Annotated in this window: 16 protein-coding genes and 1 pseudogene; 7 read left to right on the forward strand and 10 right to left on the reverse strand. The window is 49.9% G+C overall.

The genetic code is table 11. The features are described 5' to 3' along the window. Positions 1-339 precede the first annotated feature (339 nt). From ACN0SD_RS17870 to ACN0SD_RS17880, 3 genes are read right to left on the reverse strand one after another with little or no spacing between them, the layout of a single operon-like run. On the reverse strand, positions 340-1,284 hold the full coding sequence (locus tag ACN0SD_RS17870) for an AAA family ATPase (protein WP_417809575.1): 945 nt from the start codon (positions 1,282-1,284) through the stop codon (positions 340-342). Then, on the reverse strand, positions 1,281-3,590 hold the full coding sequence (locus ACN0SD_RS17875; protein WP_417809576.1) for a hypothetical protein: 2,310 nt from the start codon (positions 3,588-3,590) through the stop codon (positions 1,281-1,283). Before ACN0SD_RS17875 ends, ACN0SD_RS17870 begins: the two co-directional genes overlap by 4 nt. Further along, positions 3,587-4,333 (reverse strand): hypothetical protein, encoded by a 747-nt coding sequence (locus ACN0SD_RS17880; RefSeq protein ID WP_417809577.1) that lies wholly within the window; start codon positions 4,331-4,333, stop codon positions 3,587-3,589. The genes ACN0SD_RS17875 and ACN0SD_RS17880 overlap by 4 nt, the downstream gene beginning before the upstream one ends. A 2,046-nt stretch (positions 4,334-6,379) precedes the next feature. Between ACN0SD_RS17880 and ACN0SD_RS17885 the strand changes: the two genes are divergently transcribed. After that, positions 6,380-6,703 (forward strand): hypothetical protein, encoded by a 324-nt coding sequence (locus tag ACN0SD_RS17885; RefSeq protein WP_417809578.1) that lies wholly within the window; start codon positions 6,380-6,382, stop codon positions 6,701-6,703. 148 nt (positions 6,704-6,851) lie between these two features. Then, on the forward strand, positions 6,852-7,475 hold the full coding sequence (locus ACN0SD_RS17890; protein WP_417809579.1) for a hypothetical protein: 624 nt from the start codon (positions 6,852-6,854) through the stop codon (positions 7,473-7,475). Between the two features lie 67 nt (positions 7,476-7,542). On the opposite strand, the gene ACN0SD_RS17895 is transcribed toward ACN0SD_RS17890, so the two are convergent. The 3 genes from ACN0SD_RS17895 to ACN0SD_RS17905 form a co-directional block, all read right to left on the reverse strand. Then, positions 7,543-8,379: a sulfotransferase family protein gene (locus ACN0SD_RS17895; protein WP_417809580.1), complete on the reverse strand. Its 837-nt coding sequence runs from the start codon at positions 8,377-8,379 to the stop codon at positions 7,543-7,545. 75 nt (positions 8,380-8,454) lie between these two features. Further along, positions 8,455-9,861, reverse strand: a complete 1,407-nt coding sequence (locus tag ACN0SD_RS17900) for a sulfotransferase family 2 domain-containing protein (protein WP_417809581.1) — start codon at positions 9,859-9,861, stop codon at positions 8,455-8,457. A 334-nt stretch (positions 9,862-10,195) separates the two neighbouring features. Next, positions 10,196-10,711: a hypothetical protein gene (locus tag ACN0SD_RS17905; protein ID WP_417809582.1), complete on the reverse strand. Its 516-nt coding sequence runs from the start codon at positions 10,709-10,711 to the stop codon at positions 10,196-10,198. A gap of 774 nt (positions 10,712-11,485) precedes the next feature. Between ACN0SD_RS17905 and ACN0SD_RS17910 the strand changes: the two genes are divergently transcribed. From ACN0SD_RS17910 to ACN0SD_RS17920, 3 genes are all read left to right on the forward strand, one after another. Next, the gene (locus ACN0SD_RS17910; RefSeq protein WP_417809583.1) at positions 11,486-11,911 is read left to right on the forward strand and encodes an acyl-CoA thioesterase; all 426 of its coding nucleotides are present in this window, start codon (positions 11,486-11,488) and stop codon (positions 11,909-11,911) included. Between the two features lie 168 nt (positions 11,912-12,079). Then, positions 12,080-12,373 (forward strand): antibiotic biosynthesis monooxygenase family protein, encoded by a 294-nt coding sequence (locus ACN0SD_RS17915; protein WP_417809584.1) that lies wholly within the window; start codon positions 12,080-12,082, stop codon positions 12,371-12,373. A gap of 176 nt (positions 12,374-12,549) precedes the next feature. Further along, positions 12,550-13,836: a tetratricopeptide repeat protein gene (locus ACN0SD_RS17920; RefSeq protein ID WP_417809585.1), complete on the forward strand. Its 1,287-nt coding sequence runs from the start codon at positions 12,550-12,552 to the stop codon at positions 13,834-13,836. A 259-nt stretch (positions 13,837-14,095) separates the two neighbouring features. Here the strand turns inward: ACN0SD_RS17920 and ACN0SD_RS17925 are convergent, their stop codons facing one another. The 4 genes from ACN0SD_RS17925 to ACN0SD_RS17940 form a co-directional block, all read right to left on the reverse strand. Continuing rightward, positions 14,096-17,602, reverse strand: coding sequence for a DEAD/DEAH box helicase (locus ACN0SD_RS17925; protein ID WP_417809586.1), 3,507 nt, complete (start codon positions 17,600-17,602; stop codon positions 14,096-14,098). Next, positions 17,586-18,365 carry a Hachiman antiphage defense system protein HamA gene (locus ACN0SD_RS17930; protein ID WP_417809587.1) on the reverse strand — a complete coding sequence of 260 codons (780 nt, stop codon included), beginning with the start codon at positions 18,363-18,365 and terminating at the stop codon, positions 17,586-17,588. The genes ACN0SD_RS17925 and ACN0SD_RS17930 overlap by 17 nt, the downstream gene beginning before the upstream one ends. 14 nt (positions 18,366-18,379) lie before the next feature. Beyond that, complete coding sequence (locus ACN0SD_RS17935) at positions 18,380-19,189, reverse strand: restriction endonuclease (RefSeq protein WP_417809588.1); 810 nt, start codon at positions 19,187-19,189, stop codon at positions 18,380-18,382. A gap of 207 nt (positions 19,190-19,396) precedes the next feature. Then, complete coding sequence (locus tag ACN0SD_RS17940; protein ID WP_417809589.1) at positions 19,397-19,660, reverse strand: hypothetical protein; 264 nt, start codon at positions 19,658-19,660, stop codon at positions 19,397-19,399. A 119-nt stretch (positions 19,661-19,779) separates the two neighbouring features. Here ACN0SD_RS17940 and ACN0SD_RS17945 point away from each other — a divergent pair. Continuing rightward, positions 19,780-20,199, forward strand: a pseudogene (locus ACN0SD_RS17945) (TniQ family protein); the annotation flags it as partial. A 240-nt stretch (positions 20,200-20,439) separates the two neighbouring features. Continuing rightward, complete coding sequence (locus tag ACN0SD_RS17950) at positions 20,440-21,624, forward strand: hypothetical protein (RefSeq protein ID WP_417809595.1); 1,185 nt, start codon at positions 20,440-20,442, stop codon at positions 21,622-21,624. Positions 21,625-21,683 lie beyond the last annotated feature (59 nt).

The raw sequence follows: 21,683 nt of genomic DNA on the forward strand, positions 1-21,683 counted from the left end.
GTCGGGACGAAGTTCACCGTTGACCTGCCAAATTGCGCGTCGGTGATTGAAGCGGAAAAGACGCTCGCTGCGGCCTGAGGGGCAGTGGGGCGCTTGGGCTACGCGGTCCGTATGGGCGAACTGACAAAGCGGTGCCGAATGGGCATAAGCGTGCAAAGAATCACTTCCCAACAAATATTGCAGCGTAAAAAAGCGTTAATAATCAGGCTGTTATTTTGGAGCCCAATTTCGCTGATGAGCATAAGTATGCAGCTACGGAGAATAAACGTGCATGCACTTAAAATAAAATGCCCGCCGGGGGGGCGAGCATTAACTAGGTAGACTACAGGTCCATCTTAGCTATGAGTTAATTTCAAATAGCTTTTGGGAATCGAACGCCTGCAAGAAGTCGGGTGCAGTGAATGGCGAGGATCGCATCAAAGTACCTGTTTTGGTAGCGAACTGTACGGCGAAGTCGTTCACTTCAAGGTGATTTCTACCAGACAGCTTTACTTCTACTAACGTATTGATCAACAATTCGATTACGAGCCCCCACCGGTGGGAGCAAGCATGATCAAGGCGTGCCAAAAAGTCTGGGGTAACAAGTTCATCGATATTCATCTTTACGCTATCGGCATAGCAGTAGAGGAGTTTCACGAGTTGGTCACGGTCCCGTTTTAGTCTAATCTCATCAAAATGGACTGGGTCAACTAGCTTCTCAAGCTGTTCGTACGAACGAATATAATCGGAGAGGGTCGGAACACCAGATAGAATTAACATCATTGGCCAACGAGGCTCCTTCATCATCGACTTGAAGCTATCGAGGAAAATCTTGTTTGATTTTGCACCATCGATAAAGACGTGTTGGCACTCATCAAAATGGATGCCGATGACACCCTGCCTTTCAGCTTGATCGACAACTCTCTCCCAGATGTACTCTTGGGTCGGGCTCCTCCTTTGCAGGTCATACCCAAGAGATTTAAGGGTTTTGATTCCAAGGTCCTTGAAGGTGACCCGACCAGAAAGCAGACAACTGACGACCCTAGCCGGCCGGCCGTCTGCCATCAAAGTCCCACTTTCGTTGAATTCTGTCACCAGCGATTTCAACTCTCTTGATTTTCCAACTCGAGACTGACCCGTCACCATCAAGCCGCGAACCTCGAGGCCTCCAATTTGTTGGGCTAAAAAGTGCTCCTCGACACACCTTTCAAAGGCCGCTCTTAGCATTTTTGCGCGAGGGAAATCGAAATGCTCACTTTTGAGCTCCGTCAAGAGTGCAATCCTTTTATGGTTCACGAAGCTCATTTAAAACTACCTTTTCCGTTGGGTCGTCCGATAGGTTGGTGTTTCTTGTCAGTATCCGGATTTACGCTCTTCGAAACTGAATTTGTGGCAGCTGGGAAGATCTCTGGAACAACTTGATCCATTTTAAAAGTCTCAGCCACTTCTAAGGACGGCTTCAGCTTCGCACTTGGGTTCTTGTCCGCGCCAAGTGAATAGACGCCTGGGCCGCCGTTACTCGAAGTGATTTCTCCAGGTCGTACCGTTTCTTGTTCGAATTTTGATGGTTCAATGCGAACACCCCTGAACACATGGCGAGCCTTTTCTTCGCACTCTTCAAATGTTGAATAGCTGCGAGGCAAATTGTTCTCGACGCCGATTCTTCTTAGCTGGTTGTGCAGCCTACGTCGTGTCGACATAATTCGATCTTGGTAGATCACCGCAGCGTCCGGGGATTCGCGAAGGTGAGCTTCTGTAACCTCAAGGACTTCCGCAACCGTCAGGTCTGAATATGCTGTAACCTGAAGTTGAAGTCGAAAAATTTCTGAAACACCCGAGATGATAGCTGTGGCTTCATTCACATTGTCTGGGTCAAGGTATACTGAGACTTTGGTGTGTGGAGTTTCGTCTACAACCTTTTGGAATTGTTCAGAGTTGTACCAAAGCTCAGCTAATACTCGGACTCCTTCGTCATTTGGAATTACTTGAAAGTTCCAGCCGAGGTGAATTCGGCGCTGGTCTTCATCCAGCGGTCTGAATAAACCGCGTTCGTTGTTGAGATCCTTTAGGACTTCTGCGGGTCGGCGTCCTCCCATTCCTACTCCCATGTGCTTTCTTGAAGGATACTCATCAATAAAAAAACGGGTTAGAATACCGTAAAGTTCGTCCGTGTTTAGCGCACCATTTTTTACTGAATCGTAGCCCGGGAGCTCTCCAGCTTTCCGGCCGGTGTAACCGTGGATCAGTTTGATAAGCATTGACTCAGTCATTCCAAAAAAGCATTCAACGTATGGCTTGTCGGAAGAAGCAGAAGTCCTGACGGCGTTGAATAACGCGCCTAACCCGACCGCACTGCTAATTACCGTTGAGTTTCGTAGGCCAACTCCATTATCGGACTTGATCATGCCCAAACCCATGGCTGGTGCGGGGTCATTAGCGCACCCATAAACAGTCTTTTCCCTCGTCTTGTCGCGTGTGGCCATTCTGAAAAGTGCTAATGTCGCTTTCGCTTTGGGTTGGTCACTCAGTACCCACGCTAGAGGCATCCTGCTGGCGACATCAATCATTACAAGGAGACTCAAACGCTGTTTGATGTCCTCGTCCATAGCGGTGAGGTTTTCTTTCTGGTGAGTTGATAATCTTTCCCAATACCCCTGCATTTTTGCAGTTGTGATCAGAGAGATTTTGCATTCATCAATTTCAACAAGCTCACCTACGAGCAAAGCCCGGAAATCTGTACTGCCTCTCCCCCTTTTGTTTCGGCCGTAAACTTCTCCCTTAATTGCAACTGTATATTCAGTTGGGCTTTGGAGGTACGCTCGATGAGCTAGGAGCGTCTTTTGCGATGGTACAGCAAGAGCGTGAAGGCCATTCCTTTTTCGAGCTTTGTTCTTCTCAAAAATCAGCATTTCGAGATGATTTAGAACATTTGAGGGAGAAGGGCCCTTAAGGTCCAGTCCGATCTCCTCCCATGCTTCGGTCATAAGTTCCATTAGTTCGATGGGTAGCCTCTGGGTCCTATTCCCTTTTTTATGGTCAAGTGTCGCAAGCGCGGCAATCACGTCGTCTTCAGTGGTTAGCTCATCAAAGATCTCTAGGTACTTTAAGATCGTCCGACCGCGATAAAGTACCCAATGCGAGTTCCTACCTCCCGGCGGCTTCGCTGGATACACGGCCTTACCGAGAACGCTTTTCGCGACCTCGCAAACAAAAATTCGATTGCTTCTTTCGTCAAGTAGCTTCCCAGTTAATCGTAGATTGTTGTCTCCACTTTTGATCCGTAGGTTCTCTCGCAATGATACAGCGGCGATGCAGATTGCACGATGAAACTCCCCGTTCTCTCTCTGAGGTGCTGCAAGTTGATCGGCATACTTCAGGTCTCCGAGACGGAGCTCCAAAATACCTGTAGTTAATGCGCTTGAACAAGATACTTTCATTACGGGGCTTTTTAGGAGGCTTGCGAATTTGGAGAAAGACGTCACTCCCACCTCACCGGTGGAAGTGTTTACAAGCTCATAGCCTTCTGCAGTTGTAGAGCGAAGTAACAGGTTTTCAGAGTTAAGTGTGATTTCGGTTCCTGCGGGGTAACTGTATCTGGGGCTAAGTCTCATGCAGCCACCTGCACACGGGATGTTTCTAGAATAACGTGGTCCAAATTTGCGATCAGCTTCTTGCGTGCAATTAATCGGTAGCACGCGCGAAATGCTCGTGGTTTAGGAATTTGAGACGACCTGATGATATCTTTCATTTGCCAAAGACTCTTCGATGCTTTTGCAATCGAAAGCACATGGTTTTCCGCCTCGACGTCCTCTTCTTGTAGAAACTGATGCATCCGAAAGAGATTTTCGCGGCGTTGCCTAGAGTAGTCGTCGGAGCTAACAATGAGCAAATTATCTGCGGCCTGGGGAGGCGTGGCCCTGATGATTGCTTCGATCTCGCGCCGTGTTTTGGGTTTGCTGAGACTTGTACCGTTTCGGACAAACACCAGATCCCTTCGCCCAGACCTATGCGTGATTAGCAAGTCATGAGTGTACTCGCGCTGCTTACCTTCATACTCAAACGCGACGGAAAACGGTTGAAACTTAACATCGTATGTTTGAGGCGAGATCAGAGCATCGATTGCGACTGCTGCTTCAGCGGCGCTTTCACAGATGCCCACTTTAGGTTGCCAGTCGTTGGCGGCTGTTTGATAGGGAAGCCAGATACGGTGAGACGTTGAGCTGCGGAAGCCGGGGTTCCGAACGCCGTCAAAAGGCAAAACGCCGTGAATGTGGTTCAAGCGCACTACCGATGCTTTCGGTAGTTTAGGAGGGGAATAGTTCCAAGTGTCGTGCTCGACAAGTTCAGTAGACATGAGAGCTCCAGTGTACTCATGGAGCTTGGTCATTAGCCTGCAGCAAAGCTGCAATGGCATCCAAGCGTTAATAATTAGCTAAGATTCAGGAAAATTTATCCTGATTAGGTTAGCTGACTATTCGTTTCAAACGCCGAAACTGTGGTGTGGATGCACGTGTAGCTCGCCAGCGGCGCTGGCAGCAAATCAATGGACAGGAGAGAGGTGAATCGATGAAGAAATGCACTTTGAAAGCCATGTTTTAAATGATCGAGCTTCAGGTGTGAGGAGAGGCTGCGCTTACCTCACAGATCGGATCGCTGTCTGTCCGATAAACGAACTTCAGCGTGCCGATATCTGGGCAAAGGCGATATGATCATTCACTGTCATCACTGAGCAGTAGGCCTCAAAGGAAGGGGGGCTGCAAGCTCAAAAGTGGATCGTTGCCGAATTTTTGCCTAACGGGCGATTTGCAAAAGATTAGTGTGGTACTCGATTGTGGTCCGATTGGTCATAAAAGTGGACACCAATCGTCATCTCCGGATTAATCGTTAATGCGATTCCAATTGCACTCTTGAAAGCTACTAAAAGGCGAATCATCTAAGGGGTGATTCGACTTCCACTCGTATATTTGGCGTCATATTGGGGTGTAGCTTGGTCTCGGTCGCGCTACTCAGGAAGAAAAATATGCAACCATTTTATAGGATAGAGGCCTCGATTTAGTAGAATAGCTATTCTTAACCTATCCCCAATTTTCCGAAGTTAGGGAATTAGGCTAAGCCTAATTCCCTAAAATGAAAGAAGAGAATTAGCAGCCACTTTTTCATGGAATAGAGGGCCAGAACAAAATGTAATTGACTCGAGAGTACATATCGCTCCAGCATTTGATGCGATGGTAGCTTTCTCAGTGAATGGGGGGCGATATGGGAGAGGGTGATATGTTGGTGCGAATGAAGCGTAATGGCTCGGTGATCTGGAGGCGGAAACTTTCTGTTGATCGACCGGGTTCTCTATTAGCTATGCTCGGTTGTGTAAAGTCTGCCGTTTGGCCAAAAGTAGATAATTGGACATTGGCACATGTCTCTCTGCTTAAATACCTTGAAGGTATAAGATGCCTTCCGTCAGTGACGCTGTCTCTGTCATCGCGGCCCAAGCTTGAGCTTACCTCAATAATTTCGGATGGTAGGCGCCAGTGGCGATGAAGGCTGGTGGTAAATGCTTAAACCATATCCTAATTTCCGCGTGCTATGCGTGGGAAGTATGAATTGCAATCTAGCGTTATTAAACGCTCTCTGGAACGTGAATGGTTCACATGAGGAGCTATTTTTTCTCGCTGTTAAGAAGTTGTTAACCTCTTGATGTTGGTATGGCTTAAAAGGAGTGCGGACAGATGGATGATGACGAACGAATTCGGCTGCTCGAGGGAATACTAATAAGGTATGTTGAACTGTTTGGGTTCATTGATGAAGCGCGAAGCTATTATATCGGCTTGCTGAATATCGATACTAGGTCTTAAGGCAGGTTTGATAATGCCGATTTTGCTATTCGCTTGCAATCTGTGATTCAGCTCGCTCAAATTGTCTAGACATAGTAAATTGAAGTCGGGTTCTGTCCCGCAAGCTTGCGTGGCCCAATATTACGCATGATAAGGCAAGGCAGAATGAGTTCGTCGGAAGCCTCGACAGTCATAAGCGGGCTAGCAAACACAGGGACCGTTTGTCCAAACATCTGCGACATTTGGTAGCCCGGTTAGGGGGGGATTTGAAGTCCTAGTCTTCGGACTCCGCCCTGGTTAAATAAACCGACCGTAAATCTTCACTGGTAATCCACAGAACAGAGAGTGCACACCTGCGCTGATGTAGCCATGCCTTTGTAGTAAAGGTTTAGGATTTATGCACCATCAGTCCTCTGGATGTTAGGTTGGAGGTTGCCCCTGACGTGGTATGCGAGGTTCATTTGGGCGGAAGGCTGGGACTATGTGTTTCGTGCCAAAAACGGATGGCAGTGCCTCGGAAACGTGTGTTAGAAGGTAAGTACGACAGGTAGTGCTAGTTACGGAAGTGGACCATGACCTTTCAGCTAAGTATCGACACCGAAGACGATCAATTTTCACTGAAGATTAAGAATTTCAGGCCGGAGAGCGGTGAGTTGATTTACATTCGGTTGGAGGAGGTTAGGGAGCTCCTTGAAGCGATTGTATCATCAGATGAAGCTGCAAGCAGTTTGACTGCCGCTGAATTATCTCAATTGCAACCAAGCTTGGCTGCGTTAGAGCTGAAGTACAAAATACTGATACACCAAGCTGCACAACTAGCTTCAACTGCGAGATTAGCTGCTGAAGGCCGCGGCTCGAGCTTCGAACACGCACTGCCAGAACTTGATGATGTCTAATAGGAAGACTGCTTCGATACATATGGGAGCAAATCGAGTTGCAGTCGGTCTTACAGACTGCATTTCAGCGCGTTTTCGGAAGATTTTATCGAGTGTCTCTACGAAACCAGTGTCTCGTAAAGAGTACGTAGAGAACTTCCGAGCAACGATGGTTGCATCTAGTCGTCTGGGCCTTTTGCAAGGGGCGGTAGAGCCTGCGTTGAAGGGCAATAGCGCCCTCGATAAGTTTCAACACATTGTAATCAGTGAACACGCTCTCTTGGGCTCTGTTAAGGATATGCTTACCAAGAAAACCATGTTCCCGAAAGCGAAACGCCGGGTCCAGAACATCGATCATGCCTTTTCAGATCGTGATATTAAATTGCATTTGGCAATAGCCCCCCAGGCCGAATGTCTAACATCCCTTCTTAGCGACGACGACATTCAGCTCGGACGTCTTAACGGAGCTTTTCCGGTTCATTCTTGGGCCGACCTCGTAAGACGCATAAGAGATGCGTGTCCGAGAGCGAACGTGATAATATGGGACTTTGAAAAGCCGGATGAGATCGAGCGTTCATTTTTTTCGTCGCTATTAGACGTTGGAGATGATCTTCTTGATGATCGCACTGAACATGAGTTGTTAGGCAAAGCTTGCGAGCAGCTAAAGAGTGCTAAGCTTTTGAGTAAAATTGTCCAAATTGACGAAGAACTTCAGACGCGTATGGATGCCCAATACGAGCTTGACCTAGATGCAATCGCTACCATGCCAAATGTCGTCCTAAAGCGCAGTTAGCGCTCAGTTCTCCTGAAGAAAAATTGGCGATGTGAGCTAGAAGTGGGGCGTTACTGACATATATCACTTATGTGTCATTATAGAAGCTATCACCAAAGTGCTCCCGAATGAAATGGCTTTGAGGAGCCGCCAGTTCTTTGAGTCGTGCAATCACAAATTCGGGTAGCTCAAGTGGTTCCGTCCGATGGACCTTTTCTCCAGCTTGAGGGTACTGTGCGGGGGGGAGATCACAATGCTGTTCAATCTTCCGTAGCGCACTTTGAGGGTCACATCTTATTTGGCTGAATGGCAAGTACAATAGCTGATCTGAGGAAAATCTCGCGCTCCAACGAGGTATATTATTAAGGTAGTCGCCTCTAGTTTTGAGAGCAGGTTGCTTCAACAGCTCTTCCCAGCCTTCAGGCGAGGATGGCAATTTCTTTTTACGGTGTGCATTCATTCTCAGTTGTGAGGTTAGGCGATCCAAAGGGTTACGGATAATATAAATCAGTTTGGTTTGCGGTAGGAAACGTTTAAAAAAATCTACACCTTCGTCTGGGATGCAAGAGTATTCAGGAGTAACATCAAGGCATTTTTGGTTTTCCGCCGCTCTCGAGAAGATGTACTTATACCATGTACCATTCAGCATTGGTTTAGTTTGGAGGCGATCAAGGTACTCGAGATAAGTAGTATCAGGTTCCAAGGTCCGCATTAAGTGACGTTCGCGGGCGATCTTCAGTCCTTGCTTTACGTGCCATGGAGCCCAACGGCGGCATTCAGCTATAAACTTATGGTCAAAGAAATGCATCTCTTTAAATGGCGGAACCCAAACGTCGTCTCTCGCTGCCAGAGTAACGTGTAGCCATGAAGTGCCTGCCTTTTGCGCACCAATGCACACAATATCCGGTTTACGCCCCTTGTTCATATTTACTCCTAGCTAGCAGGCAACCGTTGAAAAATCTCAGACTTAATCCGGCTGAAATAGATATTATTCGGGCGCTTAAAGATTATTCTTCATTATCCGCTGAAGCCTGTCTTTAACTTTATCGTCTACAATCGGGGTGGCCTTCTCACCTGATATTCGCTTGAACCTTCGGTAGACCGTCGGCCCAATCTTCATTCTCTCGATAACTTCCCCAAGAACCTTTCCGGCCGTAGGCTCCAAGACTGCGACTTCATATGATCGCTGAAACATATTCTCAATCATATCTCCCTGCTCGGTCCAATAGGTTAGCATTCCGTCGAACAGATTGCCCCCTGATGAAAACCGCTTGCGGGGAGGCCATGGGCGTCTGGGGTAAAAAAGCTTAAGTTCGCTCTCATGTAATTTTGCGGTATTTGCGTAAACGCTGGCGCTCAAGCCGACAGCCCGTTCTCCTGAGCTTCGACCAAAGTCTGCAATCGTATCAGCCACGGAAACGAGCCAGCGGAGAGAAAGCTCCGACCGGATAGTTTCAAACTGTTCGTCCATGATGCGCCAGAAAAGCTCAAGGGCCTTCTCACAGCTCGGTGCTCTGCGAAGTACGACGATAGTACATGCTAGTAGGTGTGATAGCCGAGAGGCGCCGGAAAATTCTGGTTGAAGCTTCCGGAAATGCGCCACTAGGTCTTTGGAGCGCCCAGCCCAAGCGTTACTCGGGTCTCCTGGGATAATCTCATCTACGAATGGCTCGAGGGCACAGGCGGCGTCCGGAAGCGCCTTTGTAGCATCTTCTGCGATGACTTTTTGATCCGAGAAGTAGGTGGACCAGAGATCATATACTGTGTCGGTTTGGTGGCTTATGGGTGCAAAGACATACGGTCTCTTCTTTTCGCCGGTGATATTCGGGCCGTAGTTGAGCATGCGGTAGTCGTCCGCAAACAACCGGTTGAACCGATCTTCGTCATGGGCGCTCCACACTTCCTCGTCTTCCCTCCCCCCACGAGAGGCGCGAAGGCGCGGAAGCTGGGCAAAGATCCCTTGTTCTGCGCAAAACTGTGTGAAGTCCTCTTCTAAGGTTTCAAACCTCAAAACAGTATCTGCATGGCGCAAGCAGTTAAACTCATGCGTCTGCGGAATGATGTGATGTTTGAGATTCCACGGGATGCTTCGATGACTTCTATCAAATCCTACCCAGGGGTTTTCTAGTACATCAAGCGCTTGTGAAATCGTAAGGTCGGGCCATCGTGGTTCGGCGTAATAATCGTTTTCAAGTTTATTGCCGAACTTGAACATCCGAAAAGCGGAAAGGAAACGAGCTCTTGGTTCACGAACCACTGCTAGGCACAGCCTTCCCCGAAATTTTTCTGGTATGTGGCCAAAGTACCGTCCTTGGAGTTCCCCCAATGCATCTCTCACGGACGTTCCACCCGTTTTTGGCAGGTGGATAAAAACAATTTCAGGCTCTTTAATTATAAAGTTTGTCATCGCATCCCGGTTGGCTCTTGAAGCCGAAGCATTGTCGCATCTAGCTGTGCTTTATAGCAGGACGTTACCTACTGATTATTGCGAGTTCCACCTCGAACTGAACTGGCCCTGCCAATCAACTTGTGAGTCTCTGTGGGGCCTCATTTTCACAGTTTGCTTCATGCCGCATGTAGAGCTGGTCAGTCCGTGTTGTCGCGAAAGCCGGGGGCTTTAATCACGGCAAAGCGTTGAAATATCATATTTTGTGTTTCAGCATGAGGTTTAACTAAGATGTCCAGTTTTCGGACTTTAGTCGCCGAAAGCTAGTGCATTCAACTCATAGGCTAACCAACCATCAAGGAGTCTTTGATAGTAGCGTTTGCTCTTTTCGCACCGCTGCTCGCCAAGCTTGACCCAGTCGGAGTGCATCGCCTGCTGCCCGGTGAGTTCCATGTCCATTCGCGTAGGCCCTGAAGAACATCGCCCTGGCAGTACCAGCGAAACGAGCTTCGGCGTGCTTTTGGACGCTGTTAACCTCCAAGGAGTCACTTGCTGTGTCTGTAGCTAATAGTTTGTTCAGCCATCTGCTATCAAACTTAGGCGCATCGCTAAGAAGCAATCTGCCAGCTAGGCGGCTTTGGGCCCATCGCGCAATGTTCATAGCATCCTCAGCTGCTTTAATTTCATCCAGGGTGATACCATGAACCTTCTGGCTGAATTCCGACCATTCGCTCATTTGCCAACTTGCGTGAGGTTTAATAAGCTTCGCCGCAACACGAAGTTTGTTTTGCTCATCGATCCAACAAATGCCGATCTCAATCGGCCAGCTATCTGCTGACAAGCTTGATGCTTCAAAGTCAATAAAGATCATCTGGTGCATTCCAGAAAACTAGCCTCATAGTTTGTGAAGCATTTTCTTCACAAAATGTTGGAGGTTCTACCGGATGGTAGGAATGGACGGACTTGAACCGTCGACTACACAGTCATCTACTGCTGAAGGGTGTATAAATCCCGCGTCCCACCTTGGCACTCCCGAAAAAATCGTTTGACGATTAGAACGGTATTCGAATGCTAAGCTTAATGTAGGATGTCTGGTTCATAAGGGCACGTTAAGTTGAGATTTGCAATCTAGTCAAGCATAACTTGGTCAGTGTCGGCCGACTGAGACATCGGTCTTCGTGCCGCCATGGTCCGATTGAATTGCAGGGAAGGGGCTCTGGGGGCTTTGGAGCGACCTAGCGGTGTGCAGGGCAGCTCATCGAAGCTCCCGCTCTTGCATCCTGCAGCATTTCGCCAACCCACCACTTTGGCGTGTTGGAACTGCTCGACGTTCAGTTTGGGGCTGGGTTTGGGCAACCATTTAGGAAGCCACTGACAAGAAGGGCGTGTCGCTCCCTTCGCTGCGTCCCTGCGCAGAAGGCAGCTGTGCGCAAATAGTAACATTTGAAAATTTGAGCTATCGGGGCCCAGGCTGTACGGGAAGAGCTCACACCAGCCGTTCGTGATTCGCGCAACGAAAGTCAGCTTCGAGCCCAAAGTTCTGAATGCTGCAGTTCGGCCGAACGGCAGCAGCCCTACCTGAAGCTGACTTTTGCGGGAAGCAGTCAGGGTGTATGATCCCTGAACAATATCTGGGAGTTTACTGATGCCGGCGATGATTTCATTTCGTTCTGTCGTTAATCCGTCTGATTGTGATTTCCTCGGCCATTTGAACGTGTCCCGCTACTTTGCAGCATGTTCCGATGGTGTTTTTGCAATTCAGTCGGAAATGGGTCTAACGGCAACCGATATGCGAGACGGTCGACGACTTTCTTTTGCAGTCGTAAATGCTCAGAGCGACTTTCGTGTAGAACTGGCTGCAGGCGATGCGATCAGGTTGGATACTTCCGTCATGGAGATTGGCTCCAAATCCATGACGTTCCGACACCGGCTGATCAAATCAGAAGGCGACACCGTCGCTTTCGAGACAGTCTTTAGATGCGTGATGTTGAACCTTGAGACGCGGAGAGCGGCGGAAATCCCCGATGATGTTCGCCAAATGGCCGCACAGTGGTCGGAACAAGAAGCGTGAACTACTGAAAGACCGTGTCGAATGGTCGATTTGTCCCACCAAGTAGACCTCAGTGCTCGATGCGGCTAACGGCAGGAACGAGCCCATCCACGACATACCTCAATCGTTGTGCTATAAATCCATTCGAGGCATTCATGCAGGTGAAACCCGCTCATAGGGGGACACACCATGATTATGCGCATTTTCCAGGTTCTTGTGCGAGAAGGTAAGGAGAAGGAGTTCGGCGAATTCTTTCATAATAAGGCAATTCCATTGATGAAGGGGACTGAAGGTATTGTTCAAGTTCTACCAGGCGCCCCACGGTCAGATAGTCCAAGAGAATTCAGCTTTGTTATGGTCTGGGACAGCCTGGCGTCGCTCAAAGCTTTCGTTGGTGAGGACTATCAGACCCCGCACATAGACCCGGCAGAGGCTGAACTGGTCGAGGCTCGCACCATAAAGCACTACGACTTGGTCGATTAGAGTCCGCTTTGTCCGCAGACCGCACACCAGCTGCACCCTTCACTACCGACGATGCTCGCGCACGCAGTAGAAGCCCGGTTTGAGCCCTCTTTTCTGAAATGCTGCGAAACTAATCAGCGACCGCGTTGGCGAAGCCACAGACTTTTTATGCGGTTTGTTGTAGCATCGGCTCAGACATGGTGCTGAGTATGAGAGACAGATACGGATATTCGCTTTCTACGAACTCGCAAAAGGCCAGAGATGCGTATGTTCTTGGCCTTGATCGGTTTCTTGGGGCCGAGATTGGCGTTGAAGCCGCGCTCAAACTGGCGGCCGAAGAGGACGAAGGCTTCGCCCTTCCACATGTCGTATTGGCACGTTACCGGCAGCTTGTCGGAGATAGGGCTGGTGCGCAACAATCACTTCATCGCGCAAAAGAGTGCGACAGGCCGCTGACAGAACGGGAAGCGCGGCAGATGAAGATCATCGGCCTATTGATCGACGGCAAGAGCGCCGCCGGATATCAGGCCGCACGGGATCAATTGCAGGAATATCCCCGTGATGTGCTTATCGCGCAAGCCTGCTTGGGCGTCCTGAGTCTCATCGGATTCAGTGGCGAGCCGGGACGCGAAGCTGAGAACCTTGCGCTGGCGGAGATTCTTGAACCCCATTATGGCGATGACTGGTGGCTCCAAGGCCTATTGGGCTTCGCGCAAGTTGAAGTCGGCCAATTCCACCGCGCCGAGAAGAGCATCGATAAATCACTTAGGGCTAATCCGCGAAATGCCCATGGGGCGCATTTTCGATCACACCTCTATTATGAAACCGGCCAGACAGAAGCGGGCTATGAGTTCATCACCGACTGGCAACGCTCCTATCATAAAGAGGGGCAAATGCATTGCCATATCGCTTGGCATATTGCCCTTTGGGCATTGGCACGCGGTGATACAGACGAGATGTGGCGCATTGTTGACCGGGATATCGATCCGCGCGGCGCATGGGGACCTCCATTAAATGTAATGGTTGATCTTGCAGCGGTTCTATATCGGGCGGAGCTTTCGGGTGTAGAGATTCCCCAAGAACGGTGGCAGATCGTTTGCGACTACGCCGCAGAGAAGTTTCCGAACCCCGGCTTAGGTTTTGCGGACGCACATGCAGCACTCGGATATGCGATGGCAGGAAGATCTGAGGCGCTTGAACGGATTATTGCAGGAGCAAAGGGACCGGCAGCGGACCTTGTGCGATATCTGGCAGAGGCATTCGGTGCCATCGCTGCTCAGAACTGGTCGGACGCGAATGACCTTTTGACAAAAGCGCTTTGGGATCACGCGCGGCTTGGTGGCAGTCGTGCGCAGCGTGATTTGATCGAATATGCGTCAGTCGGCGTTCTGCTACGGTTGGGGCGTCATGACGAAGCGCGTAGGCAACTTGCCATGCATCGCCCCAAGGCAATTATCGAAAATGCCGTAAAGGGCATCTGGTAAATTTCTAAAGCAGACGTTGGCGCAGGCGCAGCTAATGGCAGCTTTGTCTCGCATTGCAGACCTGGGAGTTCGTTGCAGCTAACAGCGGCTTCCGGCCCATTCCGGCCATTGGCTAGTTGGTCAATCGCTGCGGTGCAGCTTCCCCAAACTGGACATTCGTGCGCAACGCAGCATTCTTGTGGCCCTATCGACGGGCAACGAACGAACCGCCAATTGTCGTCCTTTGAAAGCCAGCCTTTCTCACGAGGAGCGTAATTAGTTAGCCTGTAGCCAGGTCATTAGAACCAATGTATTTGATGTCGATACGGTCGCCGTCAGGACCCACTTCGGCGTGCAGGAGTCCCGTTCTTCTAGGGTTGAGTGCGGCCTCAACAAGACCGAGTGGCACGCCATCAGTGGAAAAGACATGCGGATTTCCAGTCCATTCATAGATTTGGACTGGCGTGCCAGACGCAGGCGGCGAGCCGAACCATTCCACCCCCGCCCAGTACCGGCGGTCTGCCCAAATCAACTTTTCATTAGGAGAAAAACTGCGTACAAACTCTATCCACATTGCTCTTGTTTCCAAGGTTGGCCAATTTGGCAGCGCGCTCCACCCTAATATTTCTTCAGAATTAAGCCATTGACGCAGCTCCTGACCCGTTCGGAACGTCGCGCCGGTATCGTTAACCGCCTTGATAGCCGCGAGCCGCGAGTGGAAACCTGCTTGAATGAGGATGGAAGCTGGCCGATTTAATGTACCCGTTTCAACCGCCGTGACAGCAAAACCAAGCTCATGGTCATCAATCTGAAAATCGCCAATGGTGTCACCGTTGGCAATCGCCCTTACACGAATGGCTTCCATAGCCCAGGGCAATCGATAGACTAATCCGCCTTCCACAAACCGCAGTGTTTCTGTCTCCTGCCCTGTCGCGACGGCTGCGATAGGCAGCCCGAGCAACCAAGCGCGCAAGATATCACGCCAATTTGCCGGCATTGGATCAGGCTTGAAAGGATAAAAAGAAAAGACCAGTTCAGCGATGCTCGTAATCGCTGCAATTGAGGCTTCAGTATCGGCAGCTAGGATACTGCCGTTTGCCTGAACAAGTAGCTGGTTGGCATCGGCTGCAATAGCGTCGAGTGCGAGACCAGTCTTCAAGCCGACGCCTGCGAGGAAATACCCGCGACGCCTTACCGCAGTAGACTGGCTCCAAATGAGCTTGCTACGTGAGACGAGGCCTGCAGTTAAGGCTCGTTGTTCATTTTCGCCCTGTCTCGCCAATCTGCGGTGCCAGAGGGACGACTGAAGTATATCATCCAGAGCGATCTCGATGCCCTCGTCAGGGACCTCGTTCTCGCCAATCAAACCGAGGATCGCCGTGTCTAATGTCGCAACATGCTGTTCCCAATTCACGAGCGCGCGCTCGCGAACATCAGGTTCCTCATTGTCGACCTCCGGAAATATCCATGCTTCTGCGTTATTGACAACGTATTCGATTAGTTGATCCAGCTCTCCACCGACGCGTTTCCACATTCGCACCAGCAGTAGCCCAACAAGTTGCACGAGGCCGCTCTCCATTTCGCGCGCACCAAGATCATCAATCAAAGCTTCCCAATGCCAGCGCTTTTTTTGAGCATCCTTGAACATTGGGAAAAGAACCAAGCCTTCAACATCAACATATGCACGCCCAGCACGTCCGATTATGTTTTTGAATTCAGAAACCTTGATCCGTTCGCCAAACCGGTGCAGCGAATGAAAGACGAGCGCCGTTGCAGACAGGTTGAGACCTTGGGCGAGCGTCGGGGAGGAGATTGTGACCTTTAAGACGTTATCACGTAAGAGTCGCTCTATTTCCTTCCTGTATGCAGACGGCAGTGCTCCGTGATGCAATCCGATACCAAGGCGGAGGCACTTGAGGATGCTACTGTTTGTGCCAAGCCATTCTTCCCCAAGCGCAATTGCAGTATTGAGCACTTCGGGATCAACGTCTAACAAAGAAGGTAGAGCACCTCGTTGATACAGATCGATAATCACGTCGGCGAATGGCTCTACACTGCGCCGTTCTGGGCAGTAGATTAAGACCGTTTGCCCATCATCTACTAGTCTCCAGGCCGTCGCCAAACAAAGCTCCCTTTGATCGTCGGGGAAAAGGCGTGTTCTCTGACGCTTTGGCAAAACCCAATTTGGAGGAGCGACGCCTACAAGAAAATTCCGGACCCAAGGGCGTTCATCGTCAATCCGTAGATTCAGGCGCGCTGATGGCGATGTCCACACCACCTCTCCAAAACGCAGTCGCGTCGGGCGCCAATCAGCTTTAATGACACCACCGGCATCATCCCGACGCAACCAAGCGGCAAAATCATCGAGCTGGTCGCCATCAGGCAACACCGCTGAAAGGCACACAATTCGTCTTTCATCCGCATCTGGGCGACGAAGTAGCCTTTGAATTTGAACTTCGTAGCGCACTTCACGTTCATCAGGGCCGATCATGTGCCCTTCGTCAAATACTAGCAAACCCACGTCGTCTAAAAGCGAGGGATCGTTCCGGAGTGCGAAGTCTAGTTTCTCTGGTGTGGCGACGACAATATCGCTGTCTCGGATCGCATCCTCGTCAAAGCCACTGACCCCAATGCTTCCATAAAGCGATGAAATTGTTTTACCAAGCGGCCCAAAAGTCTTTTGTAAGGTATTTTCCGTCTGCGCGGAGAGCGCGCGCAAGGGGGTGATAAAGACGACACGTTTACCACCAGCCAAACAGCGCAATATGCAAAGCTCTGCAATGCGCGTTTTTCCTGAACTTGTCGGTAACGAAATCACCAGATCATCAGATTGGTCAACGGCGCGAGAGGCTGCCTCAATCTGCGATGGCCAGAGATCGACTTCAGCCCTTACGCGTGATTGCAAAAGGGAAATGAACAACTTGCGGAGATTGCTCCAATCGGCTGCTTCGCCACCGATTGGCTGTAGGGGTAGTCTCTCGTGGAATGTACACGACCACCAATCGGTCAACAGGTGGATCGCAACTCGGTGGGCCCACCACTGTGGCAGCATGTTCAACTCGCTGCATACTGAGAGGCCTACTTGCAAGCGTTCCAATGCCTGATCAAGTAGAGGTCGCTCCCCACGTTCAAGAGCGACGAGGAATGATGCCACTGCAGAAAAGAAACCGTCAGTCAGTGCTATGTTTAATCCGTCGAAGAGGAAATCGTGACCTTCACTCTTAGGAAGCGCTGCAATCTGTTCAATAGAAGCCTGGATACTTTCGGCGATCCGATCATCGCTGGCTTCGCCAGATGCCCGATAGTCTAGGATGTTGGCACGAAGAGCTCCGAAATCCCGCTTCATGAGTTGCACCAAAACGCGCTCAATGGGCGAAAAGTTCTCGTTAGTTTCAATAGCTGTCAGAAGCGAGTACGCCCGAGCGGAAAGGTGCGCCAGGTGATAACTCGCTGCTGCCATGACAAAATGGAAATCACGGTCGACTTCTTCAGGACTGCCTTTGGCAATAACTGCCTCGAGAGCGGTGGCGGATCGTTCAAAAGCAACTCGTGCCTGTGCAGGATCCCCACCAAGCTCACGCAAACGCATGCCAAGCCCGAGAAGGGAATAACCGTAGGAATGCAGATCCTGGCTAAGCTGCGGAGAAAAATTTGGTGGGTCGGGTGGAAGAACTCCATCTCGCCAGATGATAGCCCGTGCTTGACCGCGTGCGATTAATTGTCCGCGAAAGCCAGCGGTAGCCGCCTCTTCGATATCGGCTGCTATAGCTTCAGGCGTTGTTGGCATCAGCAATCACCCGGTCATAGACTGCGCCGACGAAGGCGGCATGGCCTTCGATACGCAAGCCGACGCCCCACTGTTGAACCTGACCTGGATAGGCTTGGAGAGAAGTTCGTATTAGGGCGTCCGGCGCGTTTCCAGAGAAAATAAAGAGCAGATGCGTAACGTTTTGCAAAGGAATTCCATATTTTAGCAACGCATCATCAATGGCATCTGCAAGGGGCAAATTATTAAGTTCGAGAAGACGAGCCGATATGAACGATAGGGCATGAGCGGACGGTAGACCCCCTTCCTTATCGAGGCCAGCGCGCGCTTCCGCAAGTACCTGGGCAGTAAGTGCCACTCGACTCTTGGCCTCCGTTTTCAGAAAGCGCAATCGCTGCGTTTGTGGGTCGAGAAGCATTCCTATGACGTCCTCTCCGCGCATTGCCATGTTTCGATGGTCTTTCCAGCGTAGCCGTTTAATTGGCGCGCAATAACCTCCGCTGAAGGCATCAATCCACTCGGTCGCAAAGATCTCCCCTAGATCGCCAGACCTTATATTCTTAGTTGTTGGGAGTTTCTCTTCAATCAAATCGGCTGCTGCGGGTTTTCCCAACCTTCGGAGCGCACGCGCTACATGTTCCTCCGAAGCATAGTGCCCCGTAACAATCGAGGCAGTCGCGCCTACCCCTACGTCGATGCGATCCTGTTGCCCAGTTAAAACACGTAAATAGTGTGTCCCAACTGGTTCGTCAGAAGTCTCACACCAATCGTTAAACTGTGCCATGCTCCTCCTCCCAATTAGTAAGAAAAGAGGTCGCGAACACGAATGAACGGAGACCCAGTTTCGGCGGCTCTGCGAACCTTGCGCTCAAGCACCTGGGTGAACGAAATCTCTTGGTCGAGTATCTCAAACAGATCCAAGCCGTCCATACAAATAACGCGTTTGCCTTTTCCAAATGCAACAAGACCATCCTCAGTGAAGCCATTCGTGCTGATAAACAAACCACGAGCCCAAGCAGCCTTCTGCTCGATCTTGCCATGAAACACATGCAGATCAGCGACCCCAGTGGGTTTTCCTTGCCACTTTGCTTCCAGAAGATAGGTTTCACTCCCCAATTGGAAACTGCCGTCTATCTGTTCGCCTTGAAGTCGAAACGACGCATGCGCCTTTAGTCCGTATACATCGAACAAGTTTTTAAGAAACTTTTCAAAAGCAAACCCACGCTCTTGGGGGCTGAGTGAAGTGACTCGCATCAGGTCTGTTTTGATCTTTACGATATTGATGCGATCTATCTCTGGAGCCGGGTCAATTTCTTTGTCCTTAGGTTTTTTGGCACCAGTGGCTGAAAGGCGGTCTAATAGGCTTCGATACCGGGCCTCTACGTTTTTCACTGGTTCATCTTCACCGCTTCTTGCCAAATAGTCAGTGCGATACTCCCACAGCGCAGAGAGAGTTTGGATAGCCGTAGCATTGTCGCAATTCTGCAAAAAGTAGCGGAGTCGTTTCCCTTTGGAGCTTCCTCTCACAGCGTATTTAGCTTCATCGATGTTAATCTTGAGTTCCGTCGAAAAAAAGTCAGCGAAACTTGTATCAGAAAAATCTAACACGAAACCGGGTCCTCGGACGAAATCCACGAGGTCATCGACAAGACGTAGGTCAATTGATCTCACTGAATTAATGATTTCGCTCCCTATTGAAAATCGACTACTTCATAATAAAGGTCAGGTGATCGAAGCTAACTTGCTTACTTTAAGTTGTGTTGGCAATACCTTTCCCTACTTAGAAGCGGAGTTTGCGGGGTCTAACATTTAACCTTATGGAAGATTTTTCTTATTACTGTTTTGAATAATGGACCCAAACGTCAGTTTGTAGGTCTGCTTTTTGACGATCAGTGGCAGCGAATTCACAACCGCAGCGAATGTCTGCATTCCGCCCTCCATGGCGGCGCCCGGGCTCTCGCCGCACCCTGTGCAAATGTCTTGGAGGTGCTGACAGCAGCCATTCGCTGTGTCTCGCCCAAATGGCTTCTCGTGGGAGGCGGCAAAAGCGGCGGCGAGCGCCGCCGGCGGTTTTGTCATCTTAGGGTATAGCCTTAGCTAATGATCGCAGTGATGATTAGATTGACGAGCTCATAGACTTTGGCGTCGGACTGGAGCATATTTGCCTACAACCGTCCCTTAAAGTACTTTACTTAGCTGTGTCCACACCACTTCCTCTGCGCCCAGCTCCTAGTCCCCGGGAGACAGTTCCATCGTTTTTAGCTAGAATTTCCGCAGCTAATGGGGTGCCTGCAGCAGACTTTGCCCTAGACATGGGCTTTTCGTTGAAAAAAATCGTCAGTCTGGAAAAGGGTGCTTTGCAAGCGCTCGCCAGGTGTGGTGGTTTAAGCGATACCCAAATCTCAGAACTATGTTCTTGGACAGGTTACAGTATCGGGGACGTCCAAATGAAGTTCAGGGGTGAAACATTCGTCTCTCGTGCTTTGCGTAATCCAATAGTACGTGGTTGCCCTAGTTGTTTGCGAGAGGATATTGAGGCTAGCACGAAGAGCCCACTTACCCGCATGTACTTGCGTGGTCACTGGGGGTTGAGGGAAGTACGCATTTGCCTGTCTCATCATCGTCCTTTGGTGCCCCTATGGGAATTTGCTCGCCCCGTCGAGAGATTCGACCTCCAGTCCCGCTTTGGCGATATAGTAAGCGATATTGCCCAACGCCGATTTAACCATCTGCAGGTGGATCCCTCATCGTTTGAACATTGGTTAGATGGCCGACTTGCCAATGGCAGCGATGAAACGTGGTTGGCAAACCACTCACTCTACGCCTCATCGACCTTTTGCCGGCTACTTGGAGCGCAAATGTTGGGCTTCAAAAATATATCGGACTTGAAGGATGAAGAGGCATACCGATCTGCTCAGGCAGAAGGTTTTAATGCTGCCAAACACGGCGAGGAAGCGATACGGGAAGTACTCTTTGGCTTATCTGTCCGAGCGGATGGAAATCAGGATGAACCACAAAAGGCATTCGGCCAACTTTACACCGATCTAGGGAGAGCCCATCTCCTTAAAGACGAGTTTCAACCTTTTAGAAAGATCTTGCGGGACTGTATTATTGACGTCTGGCCGGTCGCGAAAGGCGATACTGTTCTAGGATACGTTCAGCCTGAACGCCGCCTTCACTCTGTGGTGACTGCGGCAAAAGAAGCAAATGTTGGACCTAAGTTGATGCAGGAATTACTAATTGACTGTGGGGCTATTTCCGATAGTGCTGATTCTCCCAATTCTCGGAAAACTTTTAGCGCAGGCCTTTACGAAAAGTTCTTGGAAGAGATTCCTAAGCTGGTTGGGCCTGCAGAGATGTGCGCTGCGATGAATATGACGCGGTCGGAGTTCCGGTCTTTGGTCGACAGTGGTATATTGAAGCCTTTTATCGGTAACCCTAAGATAAAAGCGCCATGGCGTTTGCACGATGGTGTTCAACTTGTCGAAGAACTGGAGGAGTTGAGTGTCCCGGTTGGATCATTCGGAGATCGATGGGAAGGCGTTTCGCAGTCAAAGAATCGTACGAGATTAAGTGTTGAGACAATTATTGCCGCCATCCGTGACCGTAGTATTCGCTTGGGAAAATGCCACGATTTGAGAGGTTACGCCGCTTTTAGGGTTTCGAAATTTGAAATAGATGAGCTTAGAAAATCTATATCTGCTTTAAACAGCACTGATTTGATTACAGCGGCTGCGTTTGGCCGTTCTGTAGGAATGCGAGATCAGGGTTGGTTTGAGAGTTTGGCAGCAGCTGGCTACGCATCTGGGACACGCATCCTATCTCAGAGCGGTGATAAACTCTACGTTTCACTCGAGGATGTAGAATCCTTTCATGAGAAGTTTTTCACTCCTGCCACTATGGAGCGAAAGTTTGGAAGGTATCGGCGCACACTGCTAAAGAACCTGGAAGTAGAGAATGTTAAGCCCTTTTCACCGAAAGGAAAGAATTTCGGCCGCCTCTATCTCCGCAAAGATGTCGAGAGGGTGCTTTCTGAGGCTTAGTTTTGCCTTCGTAAAAATTTCCTTTTCCAACATTCGATAAAATTCTACCGTCAAAGACC

Origin of the sequence: Thioclava sp., from assembly GCF_048263065.1 — a bacterium.
Lineage (GTDB): Bacteria > Pseudomonadota > Alphaproteobacteria > Rhodobacterales > Rhodobacteraceae > Thioclava.